Origin of the sequence: Pseudomonas sp. LTR0, from assembly GCF_036630035.1 — a bacterium.
GTDB lineage: Bacteria > Pseudomonadota > Gammaproteobacteria > Pseudomonadales > Pseudomonadaceae > Aquipseudomonas > Aquipseudomonas putida_Y.
Genome location: NZ_CP123734.1, coordinates 2,348,053 through 2,371,915, shown reverse-complemented (window position 1 = coordinate 2,371,915; position 23,863 = coordinate 2,348,053). Strand labels below are relative to the sequence as shown.

The 23,863-nt window shown below is 61.6% G+C and carries 22 protein-coding genes; 15 read left to right on the top strand and 7 right to left on the bottom strand.

Translation table 11 applies throughout. The features are described from left to right. Positions 1–105: 105 nt before the first annotated feature. The 4 genes from QCL51_RS10860 to QCL51_RS10845 all read left to right on the top strand — a co-directional run bounded on the left by QCL51_RS10860 (position 106) and on the right by QCL51_RS10845 (position 3,713). A complete protein-coding gene (locus QCL51_RS10860) occupies positions 106–1,089 on the top strand; it encodes a DUF1852 domain-containing protein (protein WP_338444836.1) in 984 nt (327 codons plus the stop codon). 26 nt (positions 1,090–1,115) lie between these two features. Continuing rightward, positions 1,116–2,150 carry a methionine synthase gene (locus QCL51_RS10855; RefSeq protein WP_103462395.1) on the top strand — a complete coding sequence of 345 codons (1,035 nt, stop codon included), beginning with the start codon at positions 1,116–1,118 and terminating at the stop codon, positions 2,148–2,150. A 25-nt stretch (positions 2,151–2,175) separates the two neighbouring features. After that, positions 2,176–2,685 carry a flavin reductase family protein gene (locus QCL51_RS10850; RefSeq protein WP_021782251.1) on the top strand — a complete coding sequence of 170 codons (510 nt, stop codon included), beginning with the start codon at positions 2,176–2,178 and terminating at the stop codon, positions 2,683–2,685. Between the two features lie 98 nt (positions 2,686–2,783). Further along, a complete protein-coding gene (locus tag QCL51_RS10845) occupies positions 2,784–3,713 on the top strand; it encodes a LysR family transcriptional regulator (RefSeq protein WP_338444835.1) in 930 nt (309 codons plus the stop codon). A 66-nt stretch (positions 3,714–3,779) separates the two neighbouring features. On the opposite strand, the gene QCL51_RS10840 is transcribed toward QCL51_RS10845, so the two are convergent. Then, positions 3,780–4,667, bottom strand: a complete 888-nt coding sequence (locus QCL51_RS10840; protein WP_014860458.1) for a LysR family transcriptional regulator — start codon at positions 4,665–4,667, stop codon at positions 3,780–3,782. A gap of 95 nt (positions 4,668–4,762) precedes the next feature. Here QCL51_RS10840 and QCL51_RS10835 point away from each other — a divergent pair, with 95 nt between their 5' ends. From QCL51_RS10835 to QCL51_RS10785, 11 genes are all read left to right on the top strand, one after another. After that, positions 4,763–6,205: an aldehyde dehydrogenase family protein gene (locus QCL51_RS10835; protein ID WP_338444834.1), complete on the top strand. Its 1,443-nt coding sequence runs from the start codon at positions 4,763–4,765 to the stop codon at positions 6,203–6,205. Positions 6,206–6,218: 13 nt separating this feature from the next. Further along, the gene (locus tag QCL51_RS10830) at positions 6,219–7,205 is read left to right on the top strand and encodes a dipeptidase (RefSeq protein ID WP_338444833.1); all 987 of its coding nucleotides are present in this window, start codon (positions 6,219–6,221) and stop codon (positions 7,203–7,205) included. Positions 7,206–7,260: 55 nt separating this feature from the next. Then, entirely contained in the window at positions 7,261–8,811 is a 1,551-nt protein-coding gene (locus QCL51_RS10825; RefSeq protein WP_338444832.1) for a BCCT family transporter, read from the top strand. Between the two features lie 26 nt (positions 8,812–8,837). Next, positions 8,838–10,532 (top strand): hypothetical protein, encoded by a 1,695-nt coding sequence (locus QCL51_RS10820; RefSeq protein ID WP_338444831.1) that lies wholly within the window; start codon positions 8,838–8,840, stop codon positions 10,530–10,532. A gap of 2 nt (positions 10,533–10,534) precedes the next feature. Beyond that, positions 10,535–11,230 (top strand): DUF3726 domain-containing protein, encoded by a 696-nt coding sequence (locus QCL51_RS10815; protein ID WP_338444830.1) that lies wholly within the window; start codon positions 10,535–10,537, stop codon positions 11,228–11,230. 27 nt (positions 11,231–11,257) lie between these two features. Further along, positions 11,258–11,629 (top strand): RidA family protein, encoded by a 372-nt coding sequence (locus tag QCL51_RS10810; protein ID WP_003254071.1) that lies wholly within the window; start codon positions 11,258–11,260, stop codon positions 11,627–11,629. A gap of 432 nt (positions 11,630–12,061) precedes the next feature. After that, positions 12,062–13,471 (top strand): circularly permuted type 2 ATP-grasp protein, encoded by a 1,410-nt coding sequence (locus QCL51_RS10805; protein ID WP_338444829.1) that lies wholly within the window; start codon positions 12,062–12,064, stop codon positions 13,469–13,471. A gap of 3 nt (positions 13,472–13,474) precedes the next feature. Then, positions 13,475–14,425 (top strand): alpha-E domain-containing protein, encoded by a 951-nt coding sequence (locus QCL51_RS10800; RefSeq protein ID WP_021783993.1) that lies wholly within the window; start codon positions 13,475–13,477, stop codon positions 14,423–14,425. Beyond that, positions 14,422–15,201 (top strand): transglutaminase family protein, encoded by a 780-nt coding sequence (locus QCL51_RS10795; RefSeq protein WP_338444828.1) that lies wholly within the window; start codon positions 14,422–14,424, stop codon positions 15,199–15,201. Before QCL51_RS10800 ends, QCL51_RS10795 begins: the two co-directional genes overlap by 4 nt. Positions 15,202–15,274: 73 nt before the next feature. Then, positions 15,275–15,997, top strand: a complete 723-nt coding sequence (locus QCL51_RS10790) for a proteasome-type protease (RefSeq protein ID WP_021783995.1) — start codon at positions 15,275–15,277, stop codon at positions 15,995–15,997. A gap of 247 nt (positions 15,998–16,244) precedes the next feature. Next, on the top strand, positions 16,245–17,594 hold the full coding sequence (locus tag QCL51_RS10785; protein ID WP_021783996.1) for a D-serine ammonia-lyase: 1,350 nt from the start codon (positions 16,245–16,247) through the stop codon (positions 17,592–17,594). Between the two features lie 42 nt (positions 17,595–17,636). Here QCL51_RS10785 and QCL51_RS10780 read toward each other — a convergent pair whose 3' ends face one another. The 6 genes from QCL51_RS10780 to QCL51_RS10755 all read right to left on the bottom strand — a co-directional run bounded on the left by QCL51_RS10780 (position 17,637) and on the right by QCL51_RS10755 (position 23,831). Then, entirely contained in the window at positions 17,637–18,251 is a 615-nt protein-coding gene (locus QCL51_RS10780) for a hypothetical protein (protein ID WP_021783997.1), read from the bottom strand. A 526-nt stretch (positions 18,252–18,777) separates the two neighbouring features. Continuing rightward, on the bottom strand, positions 18,778–20,448 hold the full coding sequence (locus QCL51_RS10775) for a NahK/ErcS family hybrid sensor histidine kinase/response regulator (protein WP_103444555.1): 1,671 nt from the start codon (positions 20,446–20,448) through the stop codon (positions 18,778–18,780). Continuing rightward, a complete protein-coding gene (gene ercA / locus QCL51_RS10770; protein WP_053870448.1) occupies positions 20,432–21,595 on the bottom strand; it encodes an alcohol dehydrogenase-like regulatory protein ErcA in 1,164 nt (387 codons plus the stop codon). The genes QCL51_RS10775 and ercA overlap by 17 nt, the downstream gene beginning before the upstream one ends. Positions 21,596–21,684: 89 nt before the next feature. Further along, the gene (gene pqqD, locus QCL51_RS10765) at positions 21,685–21,957 is read right to left on the bottom strand and encodes a pyrroloquinoline quinone biosynthesis peptide chaperone PqqD (RefSeq protein WP_021784000.1); all 273 of its coding nucleotides are present in this window, start codon (positions 21,955–21,957) and stop codon (positions 21,685–21,687) included. Between the two features lie 51 nt (positions 21,958–22,008). Further along, positions 22,009–22,080 carry a pyrroloquinoline quinone precursor peptide PqqA gene (gene pqqA, locus QCL51_RS10760; RefSeq protein ID WP_003243383.1) on the bottom strand — a complete coding sequence of 24 codons (72 nt, stop codon included), beginning with the start codon at positions 22,078–22,080 and terminating at the stop codon, positions 22,009–22,011. A 230-nt stretch (positions 22,081–22,310) separates the two neighbouring features. Continuing rightward, positions 22,311–23,831, bottom strand: a complete 1,521-nt coding sequence (locus QCL51_RS10755; protein WP_021784001.1) for an aldehyde dehydrogenase family protein — start codon at positions 23,829–23,831, stop codon at positions 22,311–22,313. Between the last annotated feature and the right edge of the window lie 32 nt (positions 23,832–23,863).

Here is a 23,863-nt window from a genome sequence, read left to right as displayed (position 1 = left end):
GGATACACCTCAATCAAACACATCAAGATTACGGTGTGAACGACTCAGCCTATGCAACTGACAAGCACTGAGTTGCTCACACTCAGGCATCTGGAAGCCGTCACCATGAATAAAGCGCCAACATTCACCGTCAAGCGCATTGCGTTCGACGAAGATTATCGCCCCGCCGAAAACACCCGCATCACGACCAACTTCGCCAATTTGGCACGGGGTGCAAACCGCCAGCAAAACCTGCGTAACACCTTGACGATGATCAATAACCGTTTCAATGCGCTGGCGCATTGGGACAACCCCGAACATGATCGCTACCGCGTAGAGCTGGACATCATATCGGTGGAAATGAATCTTGAGAACGCGCAGCATGGCAATGCCCTGCCGCTGATAGAAATCTTGAAAACCTATATTGTCGATCGCAAAAACAATACTCGCCTCGAAGGCATGGCAGGCAACAATTTCTCCTCGTACGTACGCGATTACGACTTCAGCGTCGTGTTACTGGAGCATAACAAGCATCGGTCGACCTTCAGCACACCCGAGCATTTCGGCGAGCTGCATGGCAACCTGTTCAAGTGCTTCGTCAACTCGCAAACCTACCAGGAGCATTTCAGCAAACCACCGGTTATCTGCCTGAGCGTATCGAGCAGCAGGACTTACCTGCGCACCGAAAATCAGCACCCTGTGCTAGGTGTTGAATACCAGCAGGATGAATACTCGCTGACAGATGAATACTTCAAGAAAATGGGCTTGAAGGTGCGCTATTTCATGCCACCGAACAGCGTCGCCCCGCTGGCGTTTTATTTTGCCGGTGACTTGCTCGCTGACTACACCGACCTTGAGCTGATCAGCACCATCAGCACCATGGACACCTTCCAGAAGATCTACCGCCCCGAGATCTACAACGCCAATTCGCCTGCAGGCAAGGCCTACCAGCCCAGCCTGAACAACCAGGACTACTCGCTCACGCGCATTGTCTACGACCGGGAAGAGCGCAGCCGCCTGGCAATCGAGCAGGGCAAATTTGCCGAGGAGCAATTTGTCAAACCCTACCAGGCCACACTAGCGCAATGGTCCGCTCAATACCCACGTTGAACATTCAAAGCACAAGGTCACTGTTCATGAACACATTGCTACCCACCTCCACGGCCGGCAGCCTGCCTAAACCCGCCTGGCTTGCTCAACCCGAAACACTTTGGTCACCGTGGAAGTTGCAAGAAGAGCAACTGATCGAAGGTAAACAGGATGCCTTGCGCCTGGCCTTGCAAGAACAACAACACGCCGGTATCGACATCGTCAGTGACGGTGAACAAACCCGGCAGCACTTTGTCACCACATTTATCGAGCACCTCAGCGGCGTTGATTTCGAGCAACGGAAAACCGTCAGAATCCGTGATCGCTACGATGCGAGCGTGCCGACGGTGGTGGGTGCTGTCGCTCGACAAAAACCGGTGTTTGTCGAAGATGCCAAGTTCCTCCGCCAGCACACCACACAGCCGATAAAGTGGGCGCTGCCCGGCCCCATGACCATGATCGACACACTGTATGACAATCACTACAAAAGCCGCGAAAAGCTGGCCTGGGAGTTCGCCAAGATTCTCAATCAGGAAGCCAGAGAACTGGAAGCTGCTGGCGTAGACATCATTCAGTTCGACGAACCGGCATTCAATGTTTTCTTTGACGACGTGAATGACTGGGGCGTAGCTACCCTGGAAAGGGCCATCGAGGGCCTCAAGTGCGAAACGGCCGTCCATATTTGCTATGGCTATGGCATCAAAGCCAATACCGACTGGAAAAAGACCCTCGGTTCAGAATGGCGTCAATATGAACAGGCCTTCCCCAAACTGCAGCAGTCCAGCATCGATATCATTTCGCTGGAATGCCATAACTCGCATGTTCCGATGGACCTGCTCGAGCTGATTCGTGGCAAGAAAGTCATGGTCGGCGCCATCGATGTGGCCACCCATGTCATTGAAACACCCGAACAGGTCGCCGCCACCCTGCGCAAGGCACTGCAATTCGTCGATGCCGACAAGCTCTACCCTTGCACCAACTGCGGCATGGCGCCCCTGCCCCGCCAGGTAGCCAGCGGCAAGCTCAAGGCCTTGAGTGCAGGCGCAGCCATCGTCCGTCAGGAACTCGCTAACGCACGCTGAAATGAATGCAGCCACAGGACCTATCATGTTGCTTTCCGGTACGGCGATCGAGCCGTCGACTTTTCGCCAGGCACTCGGGCACTACGCATCCGGCATCACGGTGATTACATCGCACCACGAAGGTGAGCCGATCGGCTTCACCTGCCAGTCGTTCTACAGCGTGTCGATGAGCCCGCCGCTGGTGTCATTCAGCGTGATGTCCAGTTCGGCCAGCTACCCGAAAATTCGCCAGGCTGGGCGCTTCACGGTCAACATCCTGTCAGGTGAGCAGGTCGGCATTTCCAACCAGTTTGCCCGGCGCGGCGCTAACAAGTGGCACGGCGTCGAATGGCAAGCATCGCCGTTGGGCAACCCGATCATTGCCGGCAGCCTGCACTGGCTTGATTGCGAAATTCACGCCGAACATGCCGCCGGGGACCACCTGATCGTGATTGGCGAAGTCAAAGCGTTGAACCTGCAGGCCACTGCTGCCACGCAGCCGCTGCTGTATTTCAAGGGGCAGTACTGCAACCTCGCCGCGCCTCACGCGGCTTGAGCCTCACCCCACTCACGGAAAACCCATCAAAGGAATTGTCAGGATCACGCAGCAGTGAAGAAAACCCGCCATTACTGCGTTGATCCGCCATTTTACTCATGATCGATTTACGCCACCTGCGAACCCTCCACGCGCTGCGTGAAACCGACAGCCTGCACGAGGCCGCCGAGCGCCTGCACCTGACACAATCAGCCCTGTCGCACCAGTTCCGCGATATGGAAGAGCGCATCGGCATGCCACTGTTCGTGCGCAAATCCAGGCCGGTGCGCTTCACCAGCGCCGGGCTGAAGCTGCTGCAGCTGGCCGATCAGGTGCTGCCTCAGATCCGCAATACCGAACGGGACCTGGGCAAACTGGCCGGGGGCTGCGCCGGACGGCTGCACATCGCCATCGAGTGCCACAGTTGCTACCAGTGGTTGATGCCTTCAGTGGATGAGTTCCGCAGCGCCTGGCCTGAGGTGGAACTGGACCTCGCCTCCGGCTTTTCCTTCGCGCCACTGCCAGCCCTGGAGCGCGGCGACCTGGACCTGGTGGTGACCTCCGACCCGGTGACACTGCCGGGTATCAGCTATGTGCCGTTGTTCAGCTACGAGGCGCTGCTGGCCATCGACAACCACCACGCCATGCGCCACAAGCCGTACCTGGAGCCCGCCGATATCGCCAGCCAGACATTGATCACCTACCCGGTCGAACGCACCCGCCTGGACATCTTCACCCGCTTCCTCGACCCCGCCGACGTCGAGCCCGCACAGGTCCGCACCTCAGAACTTACCGTGATGATGATGCAACTGGTTGCGTCCGGGCGCGGCGTCTGCTGCCTGCCCAACTGGGCCGTGCACGAATACAGTTCGCGCGGCTATGTAACTGCCAAGCGCCTTGGCGAACACGGCCTGCAGGCAAACCTCTATGCGGCACTGCGCAGTGACATGCTGGAGGTGCCGTACGTGCGTGATTTTCTGCTGACGGCCAAGGATATTTCGTTCACCACGCTGGCAGGTGTCAGCGTGCCTTCAGGCCCGGTTCTCTGAAAGCCGGGCGTGCGTTTGCGAACCTCAGTGCCGGCGATGGCGCGCCATGCCCCTACCGCCAACGAATCAGCCAGCCTTCGCCAACTGCACTTGCAGAAACGCCATCAGTGCCCCCGCCACAGGTGACAAGCTGCGCCCTTTGCGGGTGAGCATGCCGATGTGCCGTTCTACCTTGGGCTCCACAAGGGGCACGAACGCCAGTTTTTCGTTCTCCTGCGGAAAAGCGAGGTACGGCAAGGTACTGATCCCTACCCCCTCCTCCAGCATGGCTATCAACGAAATCATGTTGGAAATGAACAGCCGGCTATCGGCCAGCAAACCCTCGGCCTCGGTACCCGCCAGTAATTGCGAGGTACCGTTGCGGATCATCGGCACGCCCAGCAACTGCGCCCAATGCAGCTGCCCCCCCGCCTGCGCCAGTGGGTGGTCGCTGCGGCACACCACGCCAACCTGATCATTCACGATGGGGGCGAATTCGAGCTGGTCATCGTCCACCCACAGGCTGCTGATGCCAAAATCAACCTGCCCTTGAGCGAGCAACTGCTGCACACGTTCGGCCGTGCCGTCCTGAATGCTGACCTGCACATTGGGGTGCGCGGCCACAAAGCGGGCCAGCGGCCCTGGCAGCATTCGGCTGGCCACAGAAGGCACGGTGGCGATGCTGACCTGGCCGATTTCATGCCGGGCAAACAGCATGGCTTCACGGGCAATACGGTCATGGTGCTCGATCAAGCCACGAAACAACGGGAGGCAATGCTCGCCATATGGCGTCAGCTCTACCCGGCCACCGCCCTTTTCGACCAGTGCCTGCCCCAGCTTCTGCTCCAGTTCACGCAGGGCCAGGGATATCGCAGGCTGGGTGCGAAAGGCCTGGCGGGCGGCCGCGTGGAAACTCTTGTGTTCGGCGACCAGTACGAAGTAACGCAACTGCGCGATTTTCAGCTCGGGCAACATGGTTAGCATTCCTTATCAAAGCATTTTTTTTATTAATTTTTATTTGCTGCATATTGCTCGCATGATGAATGCCATGCAAACGGAGGCGTTCATCCATGTCACACAAGACCTACAACAACTACATCGATGGCCAGTGGTGTGAAGGCCACGCCACTTTGGGCAACTACAGCCCCTCGGACACTGGCGACCTGATCGGCCAGTACCATCAGGCCAGCGCCGAACAGGCCCGCCAGGCCATCCAGGCCGCCCGCGCCGCTCAACCCCTGTGGGCCGCCAGTGGCCTGGAAAGCCGCCAGCAAGTGCTGATGGCCATCGGCGACGAGCTGATCGCCCGCAAGGAAGAGCTCGGCGAACTGCTGTCGCGAGAAGAAGGCAAACCCTTGGCCGAAGGCATCGGCGAGGTCAACCGCAGTGGCCAGTTCTTCCATTACTACGCCGCCGAAGTGCTGCGCCAGATGGGCGAGACTGCCGCCTCGGTGCGCCCAGGGGTGGACATCGAAGTGCATCGCGAAGCGGTGGGTGTGGTGGGCATCATTACCCCATGGAACTTCCCCATGGCCACCGCCGCCTGGAAAATCGCCCCGGCCTTGGCCTTCGGCAACGCCGTGGTGTTCAAGCCGGCCAACCTGGTGCCGGCCAGTGCCTGGGCGCTCACCGAGATCATCAGCCGCCAGGGCCTGCCCAGCGGTACCTTCAACCTGGTGATGGGCAGCGGTGCCGACGTCGGCGAGGCCCTGATCCAGTCCGCCGAGATCGATGCCCTGACGTTCACCGGTTCTCTGCAGACGGGCCGACGCGTAGCGGTGGCCACCGCCGGTAACCTGGTGCGCTGCCAGCTGGAAATGGGTAGCAAGAATGCCCTGGTGGTCATGGACGACGCCGACCTCGAACTGGCCGTGGAATGCGCGCTCAACGGGGCCTTCTTTGGCACTGGGCAGAAATGCACTGCGTCGTCACGGCTGATCGTCTGCGACGGCATCCACGACCGCTTCGTCGAGGCGCTGCGCCTGCGCATGCGCCAGCTCAAGATCGGCCATGCACTGGAGGCTGGCGTCCAGATCGGCCCGGTCGCTGACGCGCGTCAGCTGGAACAGAACCTGGCCTACCTGCAACTGGCCCAGGCCGAAGGCGCCACCCTGATAGAAGGCGGCGAGCGCCTGCAACTGGCCTCCGATGGCTACTACATGCGCCCGGCCTTGTTCATCAACAGCCGCAACGACATGCGCATCAACCGCGAGGAAGTGTTCGGCCCCATCGCCTGCGTGATCCGCGTGCGCGATTTTGAAGAGGCGCTGGCCACGCTCAACGATACCGAGTACGGCCTCACAGCCGGGATCATCACCCAGTCGCTGCGCCACGCCAGCCACTTCAAGCGCCGCGCCCAGACCGGCTGCGTGATGGTCAATCTGCCCACCGCCGGGACCGACTACCACGTGCCATTCGGGGGCCGCAAAGCCTCGAGTTTCGGCCCCCGGGAACAGGGGCAATACGCTCGCGACTTCTACACCGTGGTCAAGACCACCTACCTGCGGCCCTGAAGGAATACATGCCATGCACGACCTTTTGATGATCGACGGCCTGCAGTACTCCAACTGGAGCCAGGAAATATTCCAGCAGATGCAGGCCGGTGGCCTGAGCGCGGTGCACGCCACCATCGCCTACCACGAAAACGCTCGCGAAACCCTGTCACGCCTGGGCGAGTGGAACCGCCGCTTCGAGACATGGCCCGAGCTGATCCGCCCGGTGCGCACGGCCAGCGACATCCGCCTGGCCCACGAGGAGGGCCGGGTGGGTATCTTCTTCGGCTTCCAGAACTGCTCGCCGATCGAGGACGACATTGCCCTGGTGGAGGTTTTCCGCCAGCTCGGGGTGTTCGTCATGCAGCTGACCTACAACAACCAAAGCCTGCTGGCCAGCGGTTGCTATGAGCGCGAGGACAACGGCATCAGCCGCTTCGGCCGCCAGGTAATCGCCGAAATGAACCGCGTCGGCATGCTCATCGACATGTCTCACAGCGCCGAGCGAAGCACGCTTGAGGCCATCGAACTGTCCAGCCGACCGGTGATCATCTCCCACGCCAACCCTGCCAGCTTCCACGCCGCCAAGCGCAACAAATCCGATGCGGTGCTACGCGGGATCGCAGAGTCCGGCGGGCTGCTGGGCTTCAGCACCTACCCGTTCCACCTCAAGGGTGCCTCGGACTGTAGCCTGGAAAGTTTCTGCGACATGGTCGCGCGCACCGCCGACCTGATGGGTGTGGAGCACATCGGCATCGGCACCGACCTGTGCCAGGCGCAACCCTTGTCTGTACTGGAATGGATGCGCAACGGCCGCTGGAGCAAGGACAAGGACTACGGCGAAGGCTCCAGGGACAACGCCAACTGGCCGGCGCCCTTGCAGTGGTTCCGCAACAGCCGCGACTTCCGCAACATTGCCCAGGGCCTGCGCGCCCGCGGCTTTGCCGAGCACGACGTGGGCAACATCATGGGGCTGAACTGGTTGCGCTTGCTGGAGACCGCCACCACGGCACAGGCCTGAACCCCTTGCACGGACAGCATCAACAATAAAAAGAATCGCAGGTTCCGGAGGTTTCATGAAAAACCCAACTACCTTGCAGGCCGACGGCCAGGCCATGGGCCTGCCTATGGCACGCGATATCGACTGGCCGTTGTTCCTGATCAGCGGCGGATTCCTCGGCGCCTTCCTGATGGCGGCGCTGATCGACATCGACACCGTGTCGGCGCTGGTCAATACCCTGTTCGCCTGGTCGACAAAGGCCTTTGGCCTCTATTGGCAAGTGCTGATGCTGGCAACCTTCGCCGTCAGCCTGTTCATCGGTTTTTCCAGGTGCGGGCGTGTACGCCTGGGCGGGGTCACCCAGCGCCCGGACGTCAGCACCTTCAACTGGATCGCCGTGATCATGTGCGCCCTGCTGGCAGGTGGTGGCGCCTTCTGGGCCGCTGCCGAACCCTTGATGCACTTTGCCAGCCCACCGCCCTTCTTCGCCGGCCTGCAACCGCACAGCGAAGCGGCGGCCACCGCGGCACTGGCGCAATCGTTCGTGCACTGGGGCTTCCTGGCCTGGGCCGTGCTGGGTAGCCTGCTGGCGATCGTGCTGATGCACCTGCATTACGATAAAGGCCTTCCGCTGGCGCCGCGCACCCTGCTTTACCCCCTGTTCGGCAAGCGAGCGCTCAAGGGCCCGATCGGCACCTTGGCCGACGCTGCCTCGATCATCGCGGTAGTGGCCGGCACCATCGGTCCGATCGGTTTCCTTGGCCTGCAGATCAGCAGCGCCATGCACGCCGTGTGGGGGTTGCCCAACACTATCGTCACCCAGTCGCTGACCATTGTCCTGGTCACCGCGATGTACACTGTCTCGTGCCTGGTGGGCCTCAAAGGCATCCGCTTTGTCAGCGAGATCAACGTCTGGTTGATGATCGGCCTGGCACTGTTCATGGTGGTATTCGGACCGACGCTGTTCATCCTCGGCGGTTTCCCGGCGGCCTTTGCCCTGCACGTGGAGCACTTCATCCCCCTGACGATGTTCCGCGCCGACCCCAAATGGCTGGACTGGTGGACGGTGTTCTACTGGGGCTGGTTCATCGGCTACGCGCCCATGGTGGCACTGTACGTCGCGCGGATCTCGCGGGGCCGCACCATCCGCGAGATCATCATGACGCTGTCGATCATCGCACCGCTGGTGACCATGTTCTGGTTCACCGTGGTAGGCGGTACCGGGATCGGCCTGGAGCTGCAAACGCCAGGCAGCGTCACCGCCCATGGCGCCAAGCCTGAAGACCTGCTGCTGGGAGTGACGCAGAACCTGCCACTGGGTGGCCTTGTCAGCGCGCTGTTCCTGTTCCTGAGTTTCATCTCGGTGGCCACCAATGGCGACGCCATGGCCTTCACCGTGGCGCTGGCGATGTCCAGCGACGATAAACCGAAGAAGTGGTTGCGCGGTTTCTGGGCAATCGGCATGGGCCTGGCGGCGGTGGTACTGATCACCATTGGCGCAGGCGGTGTGACGGCCCTGCAATCCTTCATTGTCATCACCGCGGTGCCGGTGTCGCTGGTGATCCTGCCAGCCCTGTGGGATGCCGTGCGCATCGCTCGACACATGGCCCGTGAACAAGGCGTCTGAACATGATCCATCCAGGTACAACAACAATGCCCAACAGCGTGCCTGCAATACCCGCGTTGCGCCCTGCCAGCCAAGTCATGGACCTGGCCCGGCTGGGTAGCCACTACCAGAGCCCGCTAAGCTTCGTGCGCAGCAGCATGCGGCGGATGATGCAACAGCGCTGGCAAATCCGGCGCAGCTGTTTCGACCTCGATGGCCAAGGCTTCGGCACTGCGATCTACCGCATCGAAACGCCGAACGGCCATTACCACTGCGTGATCTTCTCGGCCTACCTGCCGCCGGAAAAGCGCAGCGATCGGGTCATCGCCGACCAGTGGGACGTCAGCTTCGTGCTGGTGGCCGGCGATGTCGACTCGGCACAACTGGCCGACCTGCAACGCAACGTGCCGCTGCAGGAAGCCGGCCGCTTCGATGCACGCGTGCTGGTGTTGTCGCGGGCCAACCGTAGCTTGCGCAATTTCGACCGGTTTCTGGCGGCGCTGGCAGAAGGTCGCCAGCCCGATCCACAGCAACTGGCTGAAGTCGGCTACCTGTATCGCACCACCGCGGTTTACGGTAACGGCAAGTTCGGCATCGCCGATTTTGGTTGCCTGCAAGATAACCCGGACTTCAACCAGCCGTTCAGCGCGCAGATGTTCACCGTCTACCTGCTGCGTCACTTCAGCATCGAGCAGATCAACCACATGGCCCAGGCACTCGCCCCGCAGCGGGCAGTGCAACTGGCCCCGGCGCTACAGCGCTACCTGGGGGTCGGCAACGCGACCGGGCTGGGAATGGCCCCTTTTCTGATCAACCACCCTCAACTGGTGGAGCACTGGATCAGTACGCGGGAAACGGCCCTGGCCCTGGTGCTGGCGCAGCCGGCGGAGCCCGCCCCGTTGGCGCGCCTGCAGCAATTGCTGGCGCGCGCCCAGTTGCACCTGAGCCAGTCCCGGACCGAAGACCAGCGCCAGCATGAGCAGAACCTGCAAACCTTGGCCGAGCTTGCTTTACTGGCCACCTGGCTTGGCACGCAAGCCGACGGCGCGGGCCTTTGGCCGCGCCTGCTGGCCTGGGCGCAATTACACACGGGGGTGGGCTGCCAGGAGCTTCTGGTCAGCCTGCTGCTGGAGCTGTACCCCGAGCAGGTCACGCCCCTGGCCGAGCACATGGGGGTCAACGAAAGCTGGCAGCTGGACGCCCAGATGCCCCTTGGGCAACTGCGCCAGCTCATCGAGCAGCAGTATGGCTGGGCGTTGCGCTACGACTTCAGTGCTGCCGATGCGGAGCACTTCTTCTGGTACCGCTCAGCTGAAAAAGAAGAGCCGCGCCTGGGCATTCGCGCAGAGGAGCCAGGGGCCGAAAAAGAAATGCAGCTGGGTATTGCCCGCAATATCCAGCAGTGCCATGGCGCGCTGCTGGAGCACCTGCAACGGCAGCCTCAGGCGCTGACCGCTCACTTCCTGATCGCCCAACCGAGGTTCAAGGGCGCGGTACGCCGCCTGCAAGGCATGGCAAAAACAAACTTCGGTGAAATCCGTGCCAATCTGCTGGCCCGGGACATGCTGCCGATTCACCTGCTGCGCTGCAAACTGGCATTTTTCGGCGCGGGGAAATTCGACCCCAAGTCAAGCCGCTGGGTGCGTATCACGCTGTTCCAGGGCGCGCCGCTGGTCAGCGACATCGGTCAGCCGTTCGCAGACGACTGGAATTTCGCAGTCATGCCGCAAAGGGAGCTTTGACCATGCGCGTATCGCTTAACGAAATACAGGTGATGTGCCGCAAGGCATTCGAAGGCATGGGCTTCGCCCCGGGCGACTGCGAGGATGCCGCCGAACTCGTGGGCTGGTTGCAACTGCAGGGGCTCGATGGCGTCGGTGCACTGGAAAAGGCGTTGCGTTATCTGCAAGCCGAAGCTGCACGGCCATACGCCTTGTGCCATGAGGATAACGCCCTGCTGGTGATCGACGCCAAGGGCCAGAGCGTATTGCGCTGCGCCGCGACGGTGGTGGAACTGGCGGCAGCCAAGGCCATGCGCTGTGGTCAGGCCGAACTGCGCATCCGCCACTGCCACAACCGTTTGCTGTTGCTGGGCTACCTGAGCCGGGCAGCTATTCAGGGGCTGCACGTGCAAGCCCGCTGGGAGGACGCCCGCCAATACCACCTGGCCGATTTTACCGCCGGCATGCCGCGCCCGGAACTGAGCAGTGAAGCCCGGCCCCGGGGCATTGAAACGGCCGCGCAAGACGTAACGGTGCTGTTCACCCGAGCAGGCCAGACCGCCCAGGCGATAACCGACCCGCAACGTACACTGCAGCAAGGTTTTACCGTCAACGAACATACCTGGCAAAGGCTCAGGCAACTGGCCGAACACATCCTTGTCGAGAGCACCGATGCCTCACGCCGCCACGGTGCAGGCGGCGGCAGCGACGCCGACTGAACACCCTTGCCACTGAGGAAACAACCCATGAAGCATGCAATAAAGACCGAGCTGTTCGCCTCCAGGGCGCCACTGGAATGGGCGGTCGTCGGCAACGGTACGTTGTACACGGCCCAGATCCCAATCGATACACAGGGCCAGGTGGTTGCCGGCGGCATCGAGGCACAGGCCCGCCAGACACTGGACAACCTGCGCCACACCCTGGAAGCCGCTGGCAGCTCGCTGGATGCCGTGACCCAGGTACTGATCTACGTGACCGACCGCCGCTATCTGGCAACTGTAAATGCCGTGTACGCCGAGTATTTCCAGGCACCCTACCCCAACCGCGCGGCCGTCGTGGTGGCGGGCCTCGCCCGGGAAGAAATGCTGGTGGAGCTGGTGGTCTACGCCTGCCTCTGAGGGCCTGAAGGCGCTCGCCTCGCGATATTCAGCGTGTGTTCAATCGGGTGCCGCCCGCGCGGCACTCGATGCATGCCCCCTCCCCCCAAGTCATGCACCCGGCCTATTCCCTTTTTCTGCCGCCCGGCACCGGCTTGCGCCCCATTTCGGTTCAAAACCCACGCCCGGATCAAAAGCGCCCTTTTTTGATGCGCCGGCCCTTGCGGCCAGGCAGCACACATCGGGTGTGCCCCTCACATTTCCTGCATCGCTAGAACCGCCAGGGGTATTCGGCACTTTTATTGCACAGACCGGTTGTACTCAACGCACAGGCAATCTACCGAGACCGAGGTTAACGCGAGACACAGCTCCCACTTACCCCAGCAAGGCAGCACCCTGAAAGACGCAGATGAACCGCAATGAAGCTGCCGGCAACGGCGGCAAGGAGTGGGTATGTCCCGGGCTTTTTTCAATGAAATGTACGAAGCGAACGGCACTTGCCGCCCGCATTACCAGGAGTTCGCCCGCTGGCTGGCCAACACCCCGCTGGAGTTGCTGGAACAGCGCCGACGCGAGGCCGACCTGCTGTTTCACCGCGCTGGCATCACCTTCACCTTGTACGGCGACAAGCAGGATACCGAGCGCCTGATTCCCTTCGATATCATCCCGCGCAGCATCCGCGCCAGCGAGTGGCGCACGGTCGAGCGTGGCTGCATTCAACGGGTACAGGCGCTGAACCTGTTCCTGCAGGACATCTACCACAACCAGCGCATCCTCAAGGCCGGCATCATCCCGCCAGAGCAAGTGCTGGCCAACGAGGGCTACCAGATCGCCATGCAGGGCCTGGACCTGCACCGTGGGTTGTATGCGCATATTGCCGGTGTCGACCTGGTACGTGACGGCGATGGCAGCTATTTCGTGCTGGAAGACAACCTGCGCACCCCCAGCGGCGTCAGCTACATGCTCGAAGACCGCAAGATGATGATGCGCCTGTTTCCCGAACTGTTTGCCGCCCAGCGTATCGCGCCCATCGACCACTACCCCAACCTGCTGCTGGACACGCTCAAGAGCGCCAGCCCATTGGACAACCCCACCGCGGTGCTGCTCACGCCCGGCCGTTTCAACAGCGCCTATTTCGAGCATGCCTTCCTGGCCCGGGAAATGGGCATCGAGCTGGTCGAAGGCGCCGACCTGTTCGTGCGTGATGAGCATGTGTACATGCGCACCACGGCCGGCCCCCAGCAGGTGGACGTGATCTATCGCCGCCTGGACGACGACTACCTCGACCCGCTGTCCTTCAACCCTGATTCGATGCTGGGCGTGCCGGGGCTGGTCTCGGTTTACCGCGCCGGCAATGTGGTGCTGGCCAACGCCGTCGGCACTGGCGTGGCTGATGACAAATCCATCTACCCCTATGTCGACGACATGATCCGCTTTTACCTGAGCGAAGAGCCCATCCTGAACAACGTGCCGACCTGGCAGTGCCGCAAGCCGGCGGAGCTGTCCCATGTACTGGCCCACCTGCCCGAACTGGTGGTCAAGGAAACCCAGGGCTCCGGCGGCTATGGCATGCTGGTCGGGCCTGCGTCGACCAAAGCCCAGATCGAGGACTTCCGCGGGCGCATCAAAGCCCGCCCGCACGCCTATATCGCTCAACCGACGCTGTGCCTGTCAACCTGCCCGACTTTCGTCGACAGCGGCATCGCACCGCGTCACATCGACCTGCGCCCGTTCGTGCTGTCGGGCAGTGAAACCCGCCTGGTGCCCGGCGGCCTGACGCGTGTGGCGCTCAAGGAAGGCTCGCTGGTGGTCAACTCGTCGCAGGGCGGCGGTACCAAGGACACCTGGGTGGTGGAGGACTGAGCCATGCTTTCGCGAACCGCTTCCGACCTGTACTGGATGTCCCGCTACCTGGAACGTGCAGAAAACCTTGCGCGCATGCTCGAGGTCAGCTACTCGCTATCGCTGATGCCCCAGGCCGGGCGCAGCGACGGCCATACCGAACTGGCAATGTCGCTGATGGCCTCGGGCATGCTGGACGACTACCTGCGTCGGCACAATGAACTCGACACCGAGCGCATGCTGCACTTCTTCGCCCTCGACGCCACCAACCCCAGCAGCATCTATTGCTGCCTGCAGGCCGCCAGGACCAATGCCCATGCAGTACGCGGCCGTATCACCGCCGACATGTGGGAGAACATCAACGCCACCTGGATCGAAATGCGCAACATTGCCAGCAATGGCCTTGGTCGCTATGGCATCAGCCAGTTCTGCGACTGGGTCAAGGAACGATCGCACCTGTTCCGCGGTGCGACCTCCGGCACCATCATGCGCAACGATGCCTACAGCTTCATTCGCCTGGGGACCTTCTTGGAGCGGGCGGACAACACCCTGCGCCTGCTCGATTCGCGCTATGAAATGTTCGGCGAGGCCTCCGAAGAGGTCAGCGACGACTCCGCCCGCGGCTATTACCAATGGAGCGCCCTGCTGCGCGCGCTGACCTCGTATGAGGCCTTCAACGAGCTCTATCGCGCCGCGCCCAGTGCCCGGCCGGTGTCCGAACTGCTGCTGTTGCGGGTAGACGTGCCGCGCTCGCTACATGCCTGCATCGAGGAGCTGGACCTGATCCTGGCGGGCCTGCCGGGCAGTACCGGGCGTGCCGCCCAGCGCATGGCCGCCGAACTGAATGCGCGCCTGCGCTACACCGCAATCGACGAAATCCTCGATGCCGGGTTGCACCCCTGGCTGAGCGACTTCATTGGCCGCATCAACCAACTGGGCCAGGCCGTCCATCACTCCTACCTGGAGGTTGTATGAAACTGTCCATTCGCCACGACACGACCTATAGCTACGCCAGCGACGTGTGCAACAGTATCCAGTTCCTGCGCCTGACGCCGCGCAGCAGCGAACGCCAGCGTATCAATCAATGGCAACTGGACCTGCCCTGCAAGGTCAAGGGCCAGATCGACCCTTACGGCAACATCCTGCATGTGCTGACGCTGGACAAACCCCATGGCCACCTGGCGCTTACCGCACACGGCCAGGTCGAGATCGACCCGGATTGCGAACACGAAACCGAGAGCCAGTCGCCCCTGCCGTTCCTGCGCGGCAGCCACCTGACACAGGCCGACGACAACCTGATTGCTTTCGCCGCCCGGCAATGTGGCAGTCACCGCGACCGGGCAGCACTGATCGGGCTGATGCAAGGCCTGGCCGAGCACATGCCCTACAGCCCTGGGGCCACGTCGGTGGGCACCACGGCCATCGAAGCCTTCAGCGGTGGCGCGGGCGTGTGTCAGGACCACACCCACGCCTTCCTGGCCTGCGCACGCAGCCTGGGGGTGCCGGCACGCTATGTGTCCGGCTATCTGTGCACCGAGGATGAACAACACCTGGCCAGCCACGCCTGGGCCGAAGCCTGGGTCGACGATGCCTGGTACAGCTTCGACATTACCAACCGCCTGACCCGGCCAGAGCGTCACCTGAAGCTGGCGGTGGGCCTGGACTACCTCGACGCCTGTCCGGTCAGGGGCGTACGCCGCGGCGGCGGCGCCGAATCGATGCAGGCCAGTGTCCACGTGCATCGCCAGTGACAGGCTGGCTTCAGACCGATCTTGCCGCGCGAGTGCGGCAAGACCCTTTCACACGCAACGCAAGGGAAACCGCATGACTTACTGTGTCGCCATGCACCTGGAGGACGGGCTTGTCTTCATCAGCGACTCACGCACCAACGCCGGCATCGACCAGATCTCCACGTTTACCAAGTTGTTCGTCTTCAGCGTGCCGGGCGAGCGGCTGATCGTGCTGCAGACCGCCGGCAACCTGGCGACCTCGCAGTCGGTGATCAACCTGCTGCAGCAACGCACCCAAGGCAACGGCCCCCACCTGCTGAACGTTGCCACGCTGTACGATGCAACGGTGCTGGTCGCCGACACCCTGCGCGAGGTGGTCAGAAGAGACCGCAGCAAGCTCACGGCCGATATCGACCTCAGCAGTTCATTCATCGTCGGCGGCCAGATAGCCGGCGGCCCCATGGCCATCTACAACGTGTATGCGCAAGGCAATTTCTTCCAGGCCACGCCGGACACCCCGTTTCTGCAACTGGGTGAAAGCAAGTACGGCAGGCCAATACTCGACCGCAACCTGGATTACCGCACGCCGCTCGATGAAGCGCTGCGCTGCGGCCTGATTTCGTTCGACTCCACCATCCGCAGCAACCTGTCGGTGGGCATGCCGCTGGACTTGCTGGTGTACCGCGATAACAGCCTGGAAAGCATGACGCGCAAGCGCATTACCAGCGACGATGCCTATTACCAGCAGATTCGCAGGCAGTGGAGCGACGGCTTGAAAACCCTCCTGGCCGAACTGCCAGCGCCGCCTTATGGCTGAACAAGCAAACGGTTCAGATCCTTTGCCTGTACCGGCCCCTTCGCGGGCTTGCCCGCTCCCACAGGTACTGCGCAAGCCTTTAAGGCTGGGATGTCCTGTGGGAACGGTCGAGCCCGCGAAGGGGCCGTTACAGGCAACACCTCAGTAAAGCCAATGTGTAATGTTCGAGACTCCGTGGGTTATCCTGCCCCTTCCCCCTGTCACGAGACTGCTGCAGGCGGACAACAGACTGCCTGCAGGTGAAATCATGATTCACGGAAAAACCCTGGAAGCCTGGCAACAAAGCCATCCGATCATCGCCGATCTGGTTGCCCTGAAGCAGACCAGCTGGTTCAACCCGGGTATCGCCAAGGCTGCAGAAGCCCTGCACGATGTGGGCCTGACGGCTGCCGACGTGCAAGCGGCCAGCGCGCGGCTGCAGCGGTTCGCGCCTTACCTGGCCACTGTGTTCCCCGAAACAGCCGCTGCCGGCGGGGTCATCGAGTCGCCTGTCATCCCGCTGCCACAGCTGCGCCGGGTGCTTGTCGAAGAAGGATCACTGCAGAACGCAGGCAACCTGTGGCTCAAGGCGGACAGTGACTTGCCCATCTCCGGCTCGATCAAGGCCCGGGGCGGTATCCATGAAGTGCTCAAGCACGCCGAGGACCTGGCCCTGGCGGCCGGCTTGATCACGCCAACGGATGACTACACCCAACTGGCGAGCGACCAGGCCCGCGCATTTTTCAGTCAGCACACGATCGCCGTGGGTTCGACCGGTAACCTGGGGCTGTCGATTGGCATCATGAGCGCCAAGCTGGGTTTTAAGGTGAGCGTGCACATGTCCTCCGACGCCCGCCAATGGAAGAAGGACAAGCTGCGGGCCAACGGCGTGTCAGTGGTAGAACACGCGTGCGACTACAGCGTAGCGGTCGAGCAGGGTCGCCAGCAGGCGGCCTCAGACCCCAGTTGTTATTTTGTCGACGACGAAAACTCCCCACAGCTGTTTCTCGGCTATGCCGTCGCCGCCGAACGGTTGGCACGGCAACTCGACCAGGCTGGCATTCAGGTGAACGCAGACCATCCGTTGTTCGTGTATCTGCCCTGCGGCGTAGGGGGCGGCCCGGGCGGTGTCGCGTTCGGGCTGAAGCTGATGTTCGGCGATGCGGTGCACTGCGTCTTTGCCGAACCCACCCACTCCCCCTGCATGCTGCTGGGTGTCTATACCGGCCTGCATGATGAAACCAACGTGCAGGACTTCGGCATCGACAACATCACCGCCGCAGACGGCCTGGCGGTCGGGCGCCCATCTGGGTTTGTCGGCAAAGCCATGCAGCGGCTGATCGATGGTTACTACACCGTGACCGACGAAGAGCTGTACCGCTTGATGGTCATCGCCCATGAGCAGGACAAGGTCAAACTGGAGCCCTCTGCCCTGGCCGGCGTACCGGGTATGCTACGGGTGCTGCAAGCCGACGAGTACCTGGCCCGCCAACGCTTCACCCCAGCCCGGCTGCGACAGGCCACCCACCTCGTCTGGGGAACGGGGGGCAGCATGGTGCCGGAAGAAGAGTTCAACGCTTATCTGGCCAAAGGGCGCAGCGAGCAGGCAAACGTGTAACCGAAGCGCCGGTTCGCAGCGCCGTTGCAGTGCTTCAGGCCATCAGCAAGGAATGCCCGCCAGCGGCCACACAGGTGCTGGCGTCGCTTTGACCATATTGCGTTTTCGCGCCCACTGGGTCAGTGCGGCCATCAGGGCAAAGCCAAGCAGGATCATCACCGGATAGGCCAACAGCAACTCGGTCAACGAATACTTCCAGGCCAGTGGCCGACCGACGCCCAGCATCGCTGCATATAACCAGGAAACACCTGACAGTGCACCAGAAAACAGCGCAAACATCCGCACGCCTATATTCAGGTCAAGCAAAGAACCGGCCTTGAGCAAGGCAGGTAATACATAACGATGCAACAACATGCCATTAAAGGTCAGGAGCAAGACAATAATGACTTTTGCGTGAAGTTTGGGGTTGGCGAAATAACTCATGCCCTTTTCAAGATAATCGATACCAATGACCGCAGCACCGGTAAGCCACAAGAATATCAAGGCATTGGCAACGGACGCCTGCAATCGCGCCATATGCTTACCGTCATGGCTGGCCTGTTGATGCCCCTTCAACAAGTCCCTGACCATCTCGGCATCGCTGGTAAAGACCAGGCCGATGGCGATACAACAGGCCAGTAAATGAACATAAATGACCGACAGCCGCACCAGTTCCATGGATTCTTTCTGCCCGAACAGGCTAATAATTGTATTAAACTCCACGTCTAATTCTCCACGTAATGCATCAGCGCTAGATGGCCTTGCAACGAACATGCGTACGACTTGATCGCACTAGGAAGACCAAATTCATATCGTTAATTGAAACATCGAATGGTTACTCAATTGCACACAGTGGCTCAACCGTTGAGCCTCGGTTGGGCATGGCGTTACTCCATCGTCAGAGGTAAAAATGCCCCGTGTGCATCCCTGCGATTCAGATCAAGTTGAACGTCCATTACGTTCTGGGGAGAGGTGCGAAGTGCGCTGCTTGAAGCACACACTTGCTGGCAAATATGAGCGACCCACGGGTAAATCGTTCATTTCTTGAGCAAAAGCACCGACCAGCGGTATTTAAAGCCGTATTAGTTAGTTTACTAACTGCTTGCAAGCTGACCGAATGGTAAGTTTTAAAGGCCCGTGGATCCAAACTTCGCGACAGGCCATTTAAGTGCTCTATTTCGCCGACTGGTGAACGACTACCCGGTCAATGCACCAGGAGCAACTGGCTCAACACCGCCCGCAATTTCCCGGGTTTCACAGGTTTGTTCAGTAGCGGCGCCCCTAGCTTCTGCAAGCCACGCCGGCACTGATCGCTGCGGTCTGCAGTAATGATCACTGCCGGTATGGCAGTCGCAAAATGCTCACGCAGGTTCCTCACCACCTCGCAACCCACCACGCCATGGTCCAGGTGGTAGTCGGCCAGGATCAGTTCCGGGGCTCGCCCCTGCAACGCCAGCAAGGCGCCTTCCTGGTCGGTAGCCGTAACCACTTCGCACCCCCACTGCCCCAACAGCGCGCCCATGCTCTCGAGTATGCTCACTTCGTTGTCCAGTACCAGCAGGCGGCGGCCCGGCAGCGGATTACCGGCGCTGGGCAGCGGCACAGCCTGATGAACAGCCAGCGGCACTTCTTTGCCAAGAGGTACCTCGATGCTGAACACCGAGCCACGCCCCGGCCACGAGCGCACTTCGATCCGGTAACCGAGAATCTTGGCGATCCGTTCAACGATGGCCAGCCCCAGGCCAACACCCTTGCGATCGGCAGCACGGCCAACGTCCAGCTGGTTGAACTCGAGAAAAATGGCCTGCAGCCGATCCTGCGCGATGCCTCGCCCGGTATCCCACACCTCCAGCCGCAACTGGCCGCCGCGGCGCCTCGCCCCGAGCAGGATCCGCCCCTCGTCGGTGTACCGGCAAGCGTTGCTGAGGAAGTTGCGCAGAATGCGCGTCAGCAGCCGCAAGTCAGTGCTGATGGCGTAATCGGCTATGCGTGCATGCAGCTTCAGGCCTGCAGCATCGGCCACCGAGCTGAACTCCGAGACCAGCGGCGCGAACACCTCGTCCAGGCGGTACACAGCCACGTCCGGCCTGACGGCAGCCTGGTCGAGCCGGGAAATGTCCAGCAGGTCGGTCAGCAGGTCTTCCGCGCCCTCCAGGGCCTGGTGGGTACGCTCCACCAGCACATGCTCGGCCTCTGGTAATGGCCGCTCGCGCAAGGTCGAGATCAGCAAGCGCGCGGCGTTCAACGGCTGCAGCAGGTCATGGCTGGCGGCAGCGAGGTATTTGTCCTTGCTGCGGTTGGCGGCTTCGGCGGCATCACGGGCCTCAAGCAATTCATCGGTACGCGCAGCGACCCGTTGCTCCAGTTCGTCATTGAGCTGTTGCAGGCGTTGCTGGGCCAGCTTGCGTTCGGTGATGTCGGCAACGAACCCCTCCACCAGCCCTTCATGGCCGGGTTTTAGCAGCAGGTTCATCAGCACATCGAGATGGCTGCCGTCCTTGCGCCGCAAACGGGTTTCGTAGCCGTGCAGGCTGTGCTCACGGGCGAGCACCGCCGTGATCGCCTGCAACTCCTCGGCACCGCCATCAAACAGGTTGGCGGCCAGGTCAGTCAGGGAAAAAAGCACCGCTTGCGGGTCGTCGTAGCCAAGCATGCGGGCCAACGCCGGGTTGGCGGCACGCATGCCGTCCTGAAGGCTGGCCTGGAAAATCCCGTGCACGGCGTTTTCGAACAGCCATTTGTAACGGTTGCGTTCGGCCTCCAGCTCGTCCAGGCGGGCGGACAGCTCCGGGTAATGGCTTTTGCGCGCCGAGTGGTCACCCAGCCCCAGCAGCCCGGCCAACGCCCGCTGCTGCTCGTCAGAGGGCCTCGCCATAGACGACCTCGACATCACGCTGGCTCGACGCACGGGGGTTGGTGAGGATGCACGGGTCGTCCATCGCGTGTTGCGACAGGAACGGGATATCGGACGTGCGCACCCCATGCAGGCCCAGGGTTTCATGGAAGCCAATGGCATGCTTCAGGGCAGTCAAGTGCTCCACCAGGCGCCCACAGATCTGCCGGTGATTGAGACCACGGCAGTCGATCCCGAACACCTCGGCGATCACCTTGAAACGCTCCGGCGCCGAGCTGTAGTTGAACGCCACCACATGTTCCACCAGCACCGCGTTGCACAAGCCATGGGGCAAGTCGAGGAAACCGCCCAGGCTGTGCGACATGGCGTGCACTGCGCCCAGGATCGCATTGGAGAACGCCAGCCCCGCCTGCATGCTGCCGAGCATGATCTTCTCGCGCAGCGCAATATCGGTGGGGTTGGCGATCATCTCCACCAGGTTGCCATTGATCAGGCGCATGGCTTCCAGCGCATGGGGGTCGGTCAACGGCCCGTGGCCGGTAGACACGAAGGCCTCGATGGCATGCACCAACGCATCGATGCCGGTGCAGGCCGACAGGAACGGGTCCATGCTCAGGGTGGTCTGCGGGTCGATCAGCGACACGTCCGGCACCACCGCCTTGCTGACGATGGAGAACTTCATGCGTTCCTGCTGGTTGGATATGATCACGAACTGCGACACGTCCGCCGAGGTGCCGGCGGTGGTCGGGATCAGGATCAGCGGCGGGCTGGGCACGCGGATCATGTCCACGCCTTCGAATTCGAGGATGCTGCGTCCATGGGCCACCACGATACCGATGGCCTTGCCGCAATCCATCGGGCTGCCGCCGCCAACGGCGACGATCACGTCACAGTGGTTCTGCCGATAGATTTCGGCGCCGAGCATCACCTCTTCGACCCGCGGGTTGGGTGACACGGCGGTGTACAGGCAATAGTCGATGCCCTGGGCCTGCAGGCTGGCCTCCACATCCGCCACCCAGCCGGCGGCGATCACGCCAGGATCGCTGACCACCAGTACCTTGCGCGCACCGAAGGTTTTGGCGTAATTGGCCACATTGTGCCGGCAGCCGGCACCAAAGATGATTTCAGGCGATACGAACTTGCGAAGGGGGCTGAAACTCTGGCTCATCGGTAAGCCTGTTCTTATTGTTCTGGAAGATAAACGCCAGCGTAAAGCATCCCACCACGAAAGCAACCAGACCAAAGCGGGGCTACCGGTCATTCTATCCAGGATTTGGCGCGGGCCACCTCCAAAAATGCCAGCACGTCCTCTTCGAGCTCCGGTACATCGGGGAAGCGTTGTGCCAGGCGGTCGATGACCGTTGCCACGGTACTGTGGCCGTCCAGCAGCTCCAGGACCCAGCCGGCACTGGCATTGAGCTCGATGATGCCCCCGGCGTACAACAGCACGTGGCAACCCTTCTGTGGCGCCCAGTCCAGGCGCAAGCCTCGCCCCAAGGCAAGGGCTTGCTGGCGATCTATCAGGTTCACAGGCGCATACTCCAGGAGGATCCGGCCACCGTGGCGATGGCCGGGCCGTCATCAACGGTTGGCGAAATACATCGTCACTTCGAAGCCAATGCGCAGGTCGGTATAGGCGGGTTTAGTCCACATAGGGCAAGTCCTCTTCTTGTGCCGGAGGATTCCGGTAGAAGCATTAATGCACGGGGGTGGACCGGACCGAATGCTACTTTGGAACGAGCTTGCGGGGTGCGTTGGTACGGGTAGGCCATGCATGTGCCGGCCCTTTTGCGGGCTCGCCCGCACCCACAGGTTCTTCACCGGTTCTGGAACCAGCGGTGAACCTGTGGGAGCGGGCGAGCCCGCGAAGGCCGCGACGCGGTCTAGAAGAAGCCCAGCGGATTGATGTCGTAGCTCACCAGCAGGTTCTTGGTCTGCTGATAGTGGTCGAGCATCATCTTGTGGGTTTCGCGGCCAACACCGGACTTCTTGTACCCCCCGAACGCCGCATGCGCCGGGTACAGGTGGTAGCAGTTGGTCCACACTCGCCCGGCCTTGATCCCGCGTCCCATGCGATAGGCGCGGTTGATGTCGCGGGTCCACAGGCCGGCGCCCAGGCCGAATTCACTGTCGTTGGCGATAGCCAGCGCTTCGGCTTCGTCCTTGAAGGTGGTCACGCCCACCACCGGCCCGAAGATTTCTTCCTGGAACACGCGCATCTTGTTGTTGCCCTTGAGTAGGGTTGGCTGAATGTAGTAACCGCTGGCCAGGTCACCCTGTAGCCGCTCGGCACCACCGCCGGTGAGCAACTGCGCGCCCTCCTCCCGGGCAATCTCCAGGTACGAAAGGATCTTGTCGTACTGTTGCTCGGACGCCTGGGCACCCACCATGGTTTCGGTATCCAGCGGGTTGCCGCGGGTGATCTTGGCGATCTTCTTCATCACCTCGGCCATGAACGGTTCGTAGATCGACTCCTGGATCAGCGCCCGTGACGGGCAGGTACACACCTCGCCCTGGTTGAAGAACGCCAGCACCAGGCCTTCGGCAGCCTTCTCGATGAACGCCGGCTCGGCCTGCATGATGTCTTCGAAGAAGATGTTCGGCGACTTGCCACCCAGTTCGACGGTGGACGGGATAATGTTCTCGGCCGCGCACTTCATGATGTGCGAGCCCACCGGGGTGGACCCGGTGAAAGCGATCTTGGCGATGCGCTTGCTGGTGGCCAGCGCCTCGCCGGCCTCACGGCCAAAGCCCTGGACGATGTTCAGTACGCCTGCAGGCAACAGGTCGGCGATCAGCTCGGCAAAGACGGTAATCGACAGCGGCGTCTGCTCCGCGGGCTTGAGCACCACGCAGTTGCCAGCGGCCAAGGCCGGGGCAAGCTTCCAGGCGGCCATAAGCAGCGGGAAGTTCCACGGGATGATCTGCCCCACCACACCCAGCGGCTCGTGGATGTGATAAGCCACGGTGCCTTCGTTGATCTCACCTACGCCACCTTCCTGGGCACGGATGCAACCGGCGAAATAGCGGAAGTGGTCGGCTGCCAGCGGCACGTCGGCATTCAAGGTTTCGCGTATGGCCTTGCCGTTGTCCCAGCTTTCGGTAACCGCCAGCACCTCCAGGTTCTGCTCGATGCGGTCGGCAATTTTCAGCAGTACCAGGGCGCGGTCTTGCACCGAGGTCTTGCCCCAGGCTTCGGCGGCGGCATGCGCGGCGTCCAGGGCGCGGTCGACGTCCTGGGCCGTGGAGCGCGGGAATTCGGCAATCGGCTGGCCATTGACCGGCGAGCTGTTGGTGAAGTACTGGCCAGCCAACGGCTGCACGAACTCGCCATTGATGAAGTTGCCATAACGGGGTTTGAAGGATACGACGGCGCCTGGAGTTCCGGGTTGTGCGTAGATCATGCTGAGCCTCTGCGGGTCGGTGCCTGTCCCAC

Coding starts and splice junctions, on each gene's coding strand:
- QCL51_RS10860 (WP_338444836.1), top strand. CDS start 106: ATGAATAAAGCGCCAACATTCACCGTCAAGCGCATTGCGTTCGACGAA.
- QCL51_RS10855 (WP_103462395.1), top strand. CDS start 1,116: ATGAACACATTGCTACCCACCTCCACGGCCGGCAGCCTGCCTAAACCC.
- QCL51_RS10850 (WP_021782251.1), top strand. CDS start 2,176: ATGTTGCTTTCCGGTACGGCGATCGAGCCGTCGACTTTTCGCCAGGCA.
- QCL51_RS10845 (WP_338444835.1), top strand. CDS start 2,784: ATGATCGATTTACGCCACCTGCGAACCCTCCACGCGCTGCGTGAAACC.
- QCL51_RS10840 (WP_014860458.1), bottom strand. CDS start 4,667: ATGTTGCCCGAGCTGAAAATCGCGCAGTTGCGTTACTTCGTACTGGTC.
- QCL51_RS10835 (WP_338444834.1), top strand. CDS start 4,763: ATGTCACACAAGACCTACAACAACTACATCGATGGCCAGTGGTGTGAA.
- QCL51_RS10830 (WP_338444833.1), top strand. CDS start 6,219: ATGCACGACCTTTTGATGATCGACGGCCTGCAGTACTCCAACTGGAGC.
- QCL51_RS10825 (WP_338444832.1), top strand. CDS start 7,261: ATGAAAAACCCAACTACCTTGCAGGCCGACGGCCAGGCCATGGGCCTG.
- QCL51_RS10820 (WP_338444831.1), top strand. CDS start 8,838: ATGCCCAACAGCGTGCCTGCAATACCCGCGTTGCGCCCTGCCAGCCAA.
- QCL51_RS10815 (WP_338444830.1), top strand. CDS start 10,535: ATGCGCGTATCGCTTAACGAAATACAGGTGATGTGCCGCAAGGCATTC.
- QCL51_RS10810 (WP_003254071.1), top strand. CDS start 11,258: ATGAAGCATGCAATAAAGACCGAGCTGTTCGCCTCCAGGGCGCCACTG.
- QCL51_RS10805 (WP_338444829.1), top strand. CDS start 12,062: ATGTCCCGGGCTTTTTTCAATGAAATGTACGAAGCGAACGGCACTTGC.
- QCL51_RS10800 (WP_021783993.1), top strand. CDS start 13,475: ATGCTTTCGCGAACCGCTTCCGACCTGTACTGGATGTCCCGCTACCTG.
- QCL51_RS10795 (WP_338444828.1), top strand. CDS start 14,422: ATGAAACTGTCCATTCGCCACGACACGACCTATAGCTACGCCAGCGAC.
- QCL51_RS10790 (WP_021783995.1), top strand. CDS start 15,275: ATGACTTACTGTGTCGCCATGCACCTGGAGGACGGGCTTGTCTTCATC.
- QCL51_RS10785 (WP_021783996.1), top strand. CDS start 16,245: ATGATTCACGGAAAAACCCTGGAAGCCTGGCAACAAAGCCATCCGATC.
- QCL51_RS10780 (WP_021783997.1), bottom strand. CDS start 18,251: ATGGAACTGGTGCGGCTGTCGGTCATTTATGTTCATTTACTGGCCTGT.
- QCL51_RS10775 (WP_103444555.1), bottom strand. CDS start 20,448: ATGGCGAGGCCCTCTGACGAGCAGCAGCGGGCGTTGGCCGGGCTGCTG.
- ercA (WP_053870448.1), bottom strand. CDS start 21,595: ATGAGCCAGAGTTTCAGCCCCCTTCGCAAGTTCGTATCGCCTGAAATC.
- QCL51_RS10755 (WP_021784001.1), bottom strand. CDS start 23,831: ATGATCTACGCACAACCCGGAACTCCAGGCGCCGTCGTATCCTTCAAA.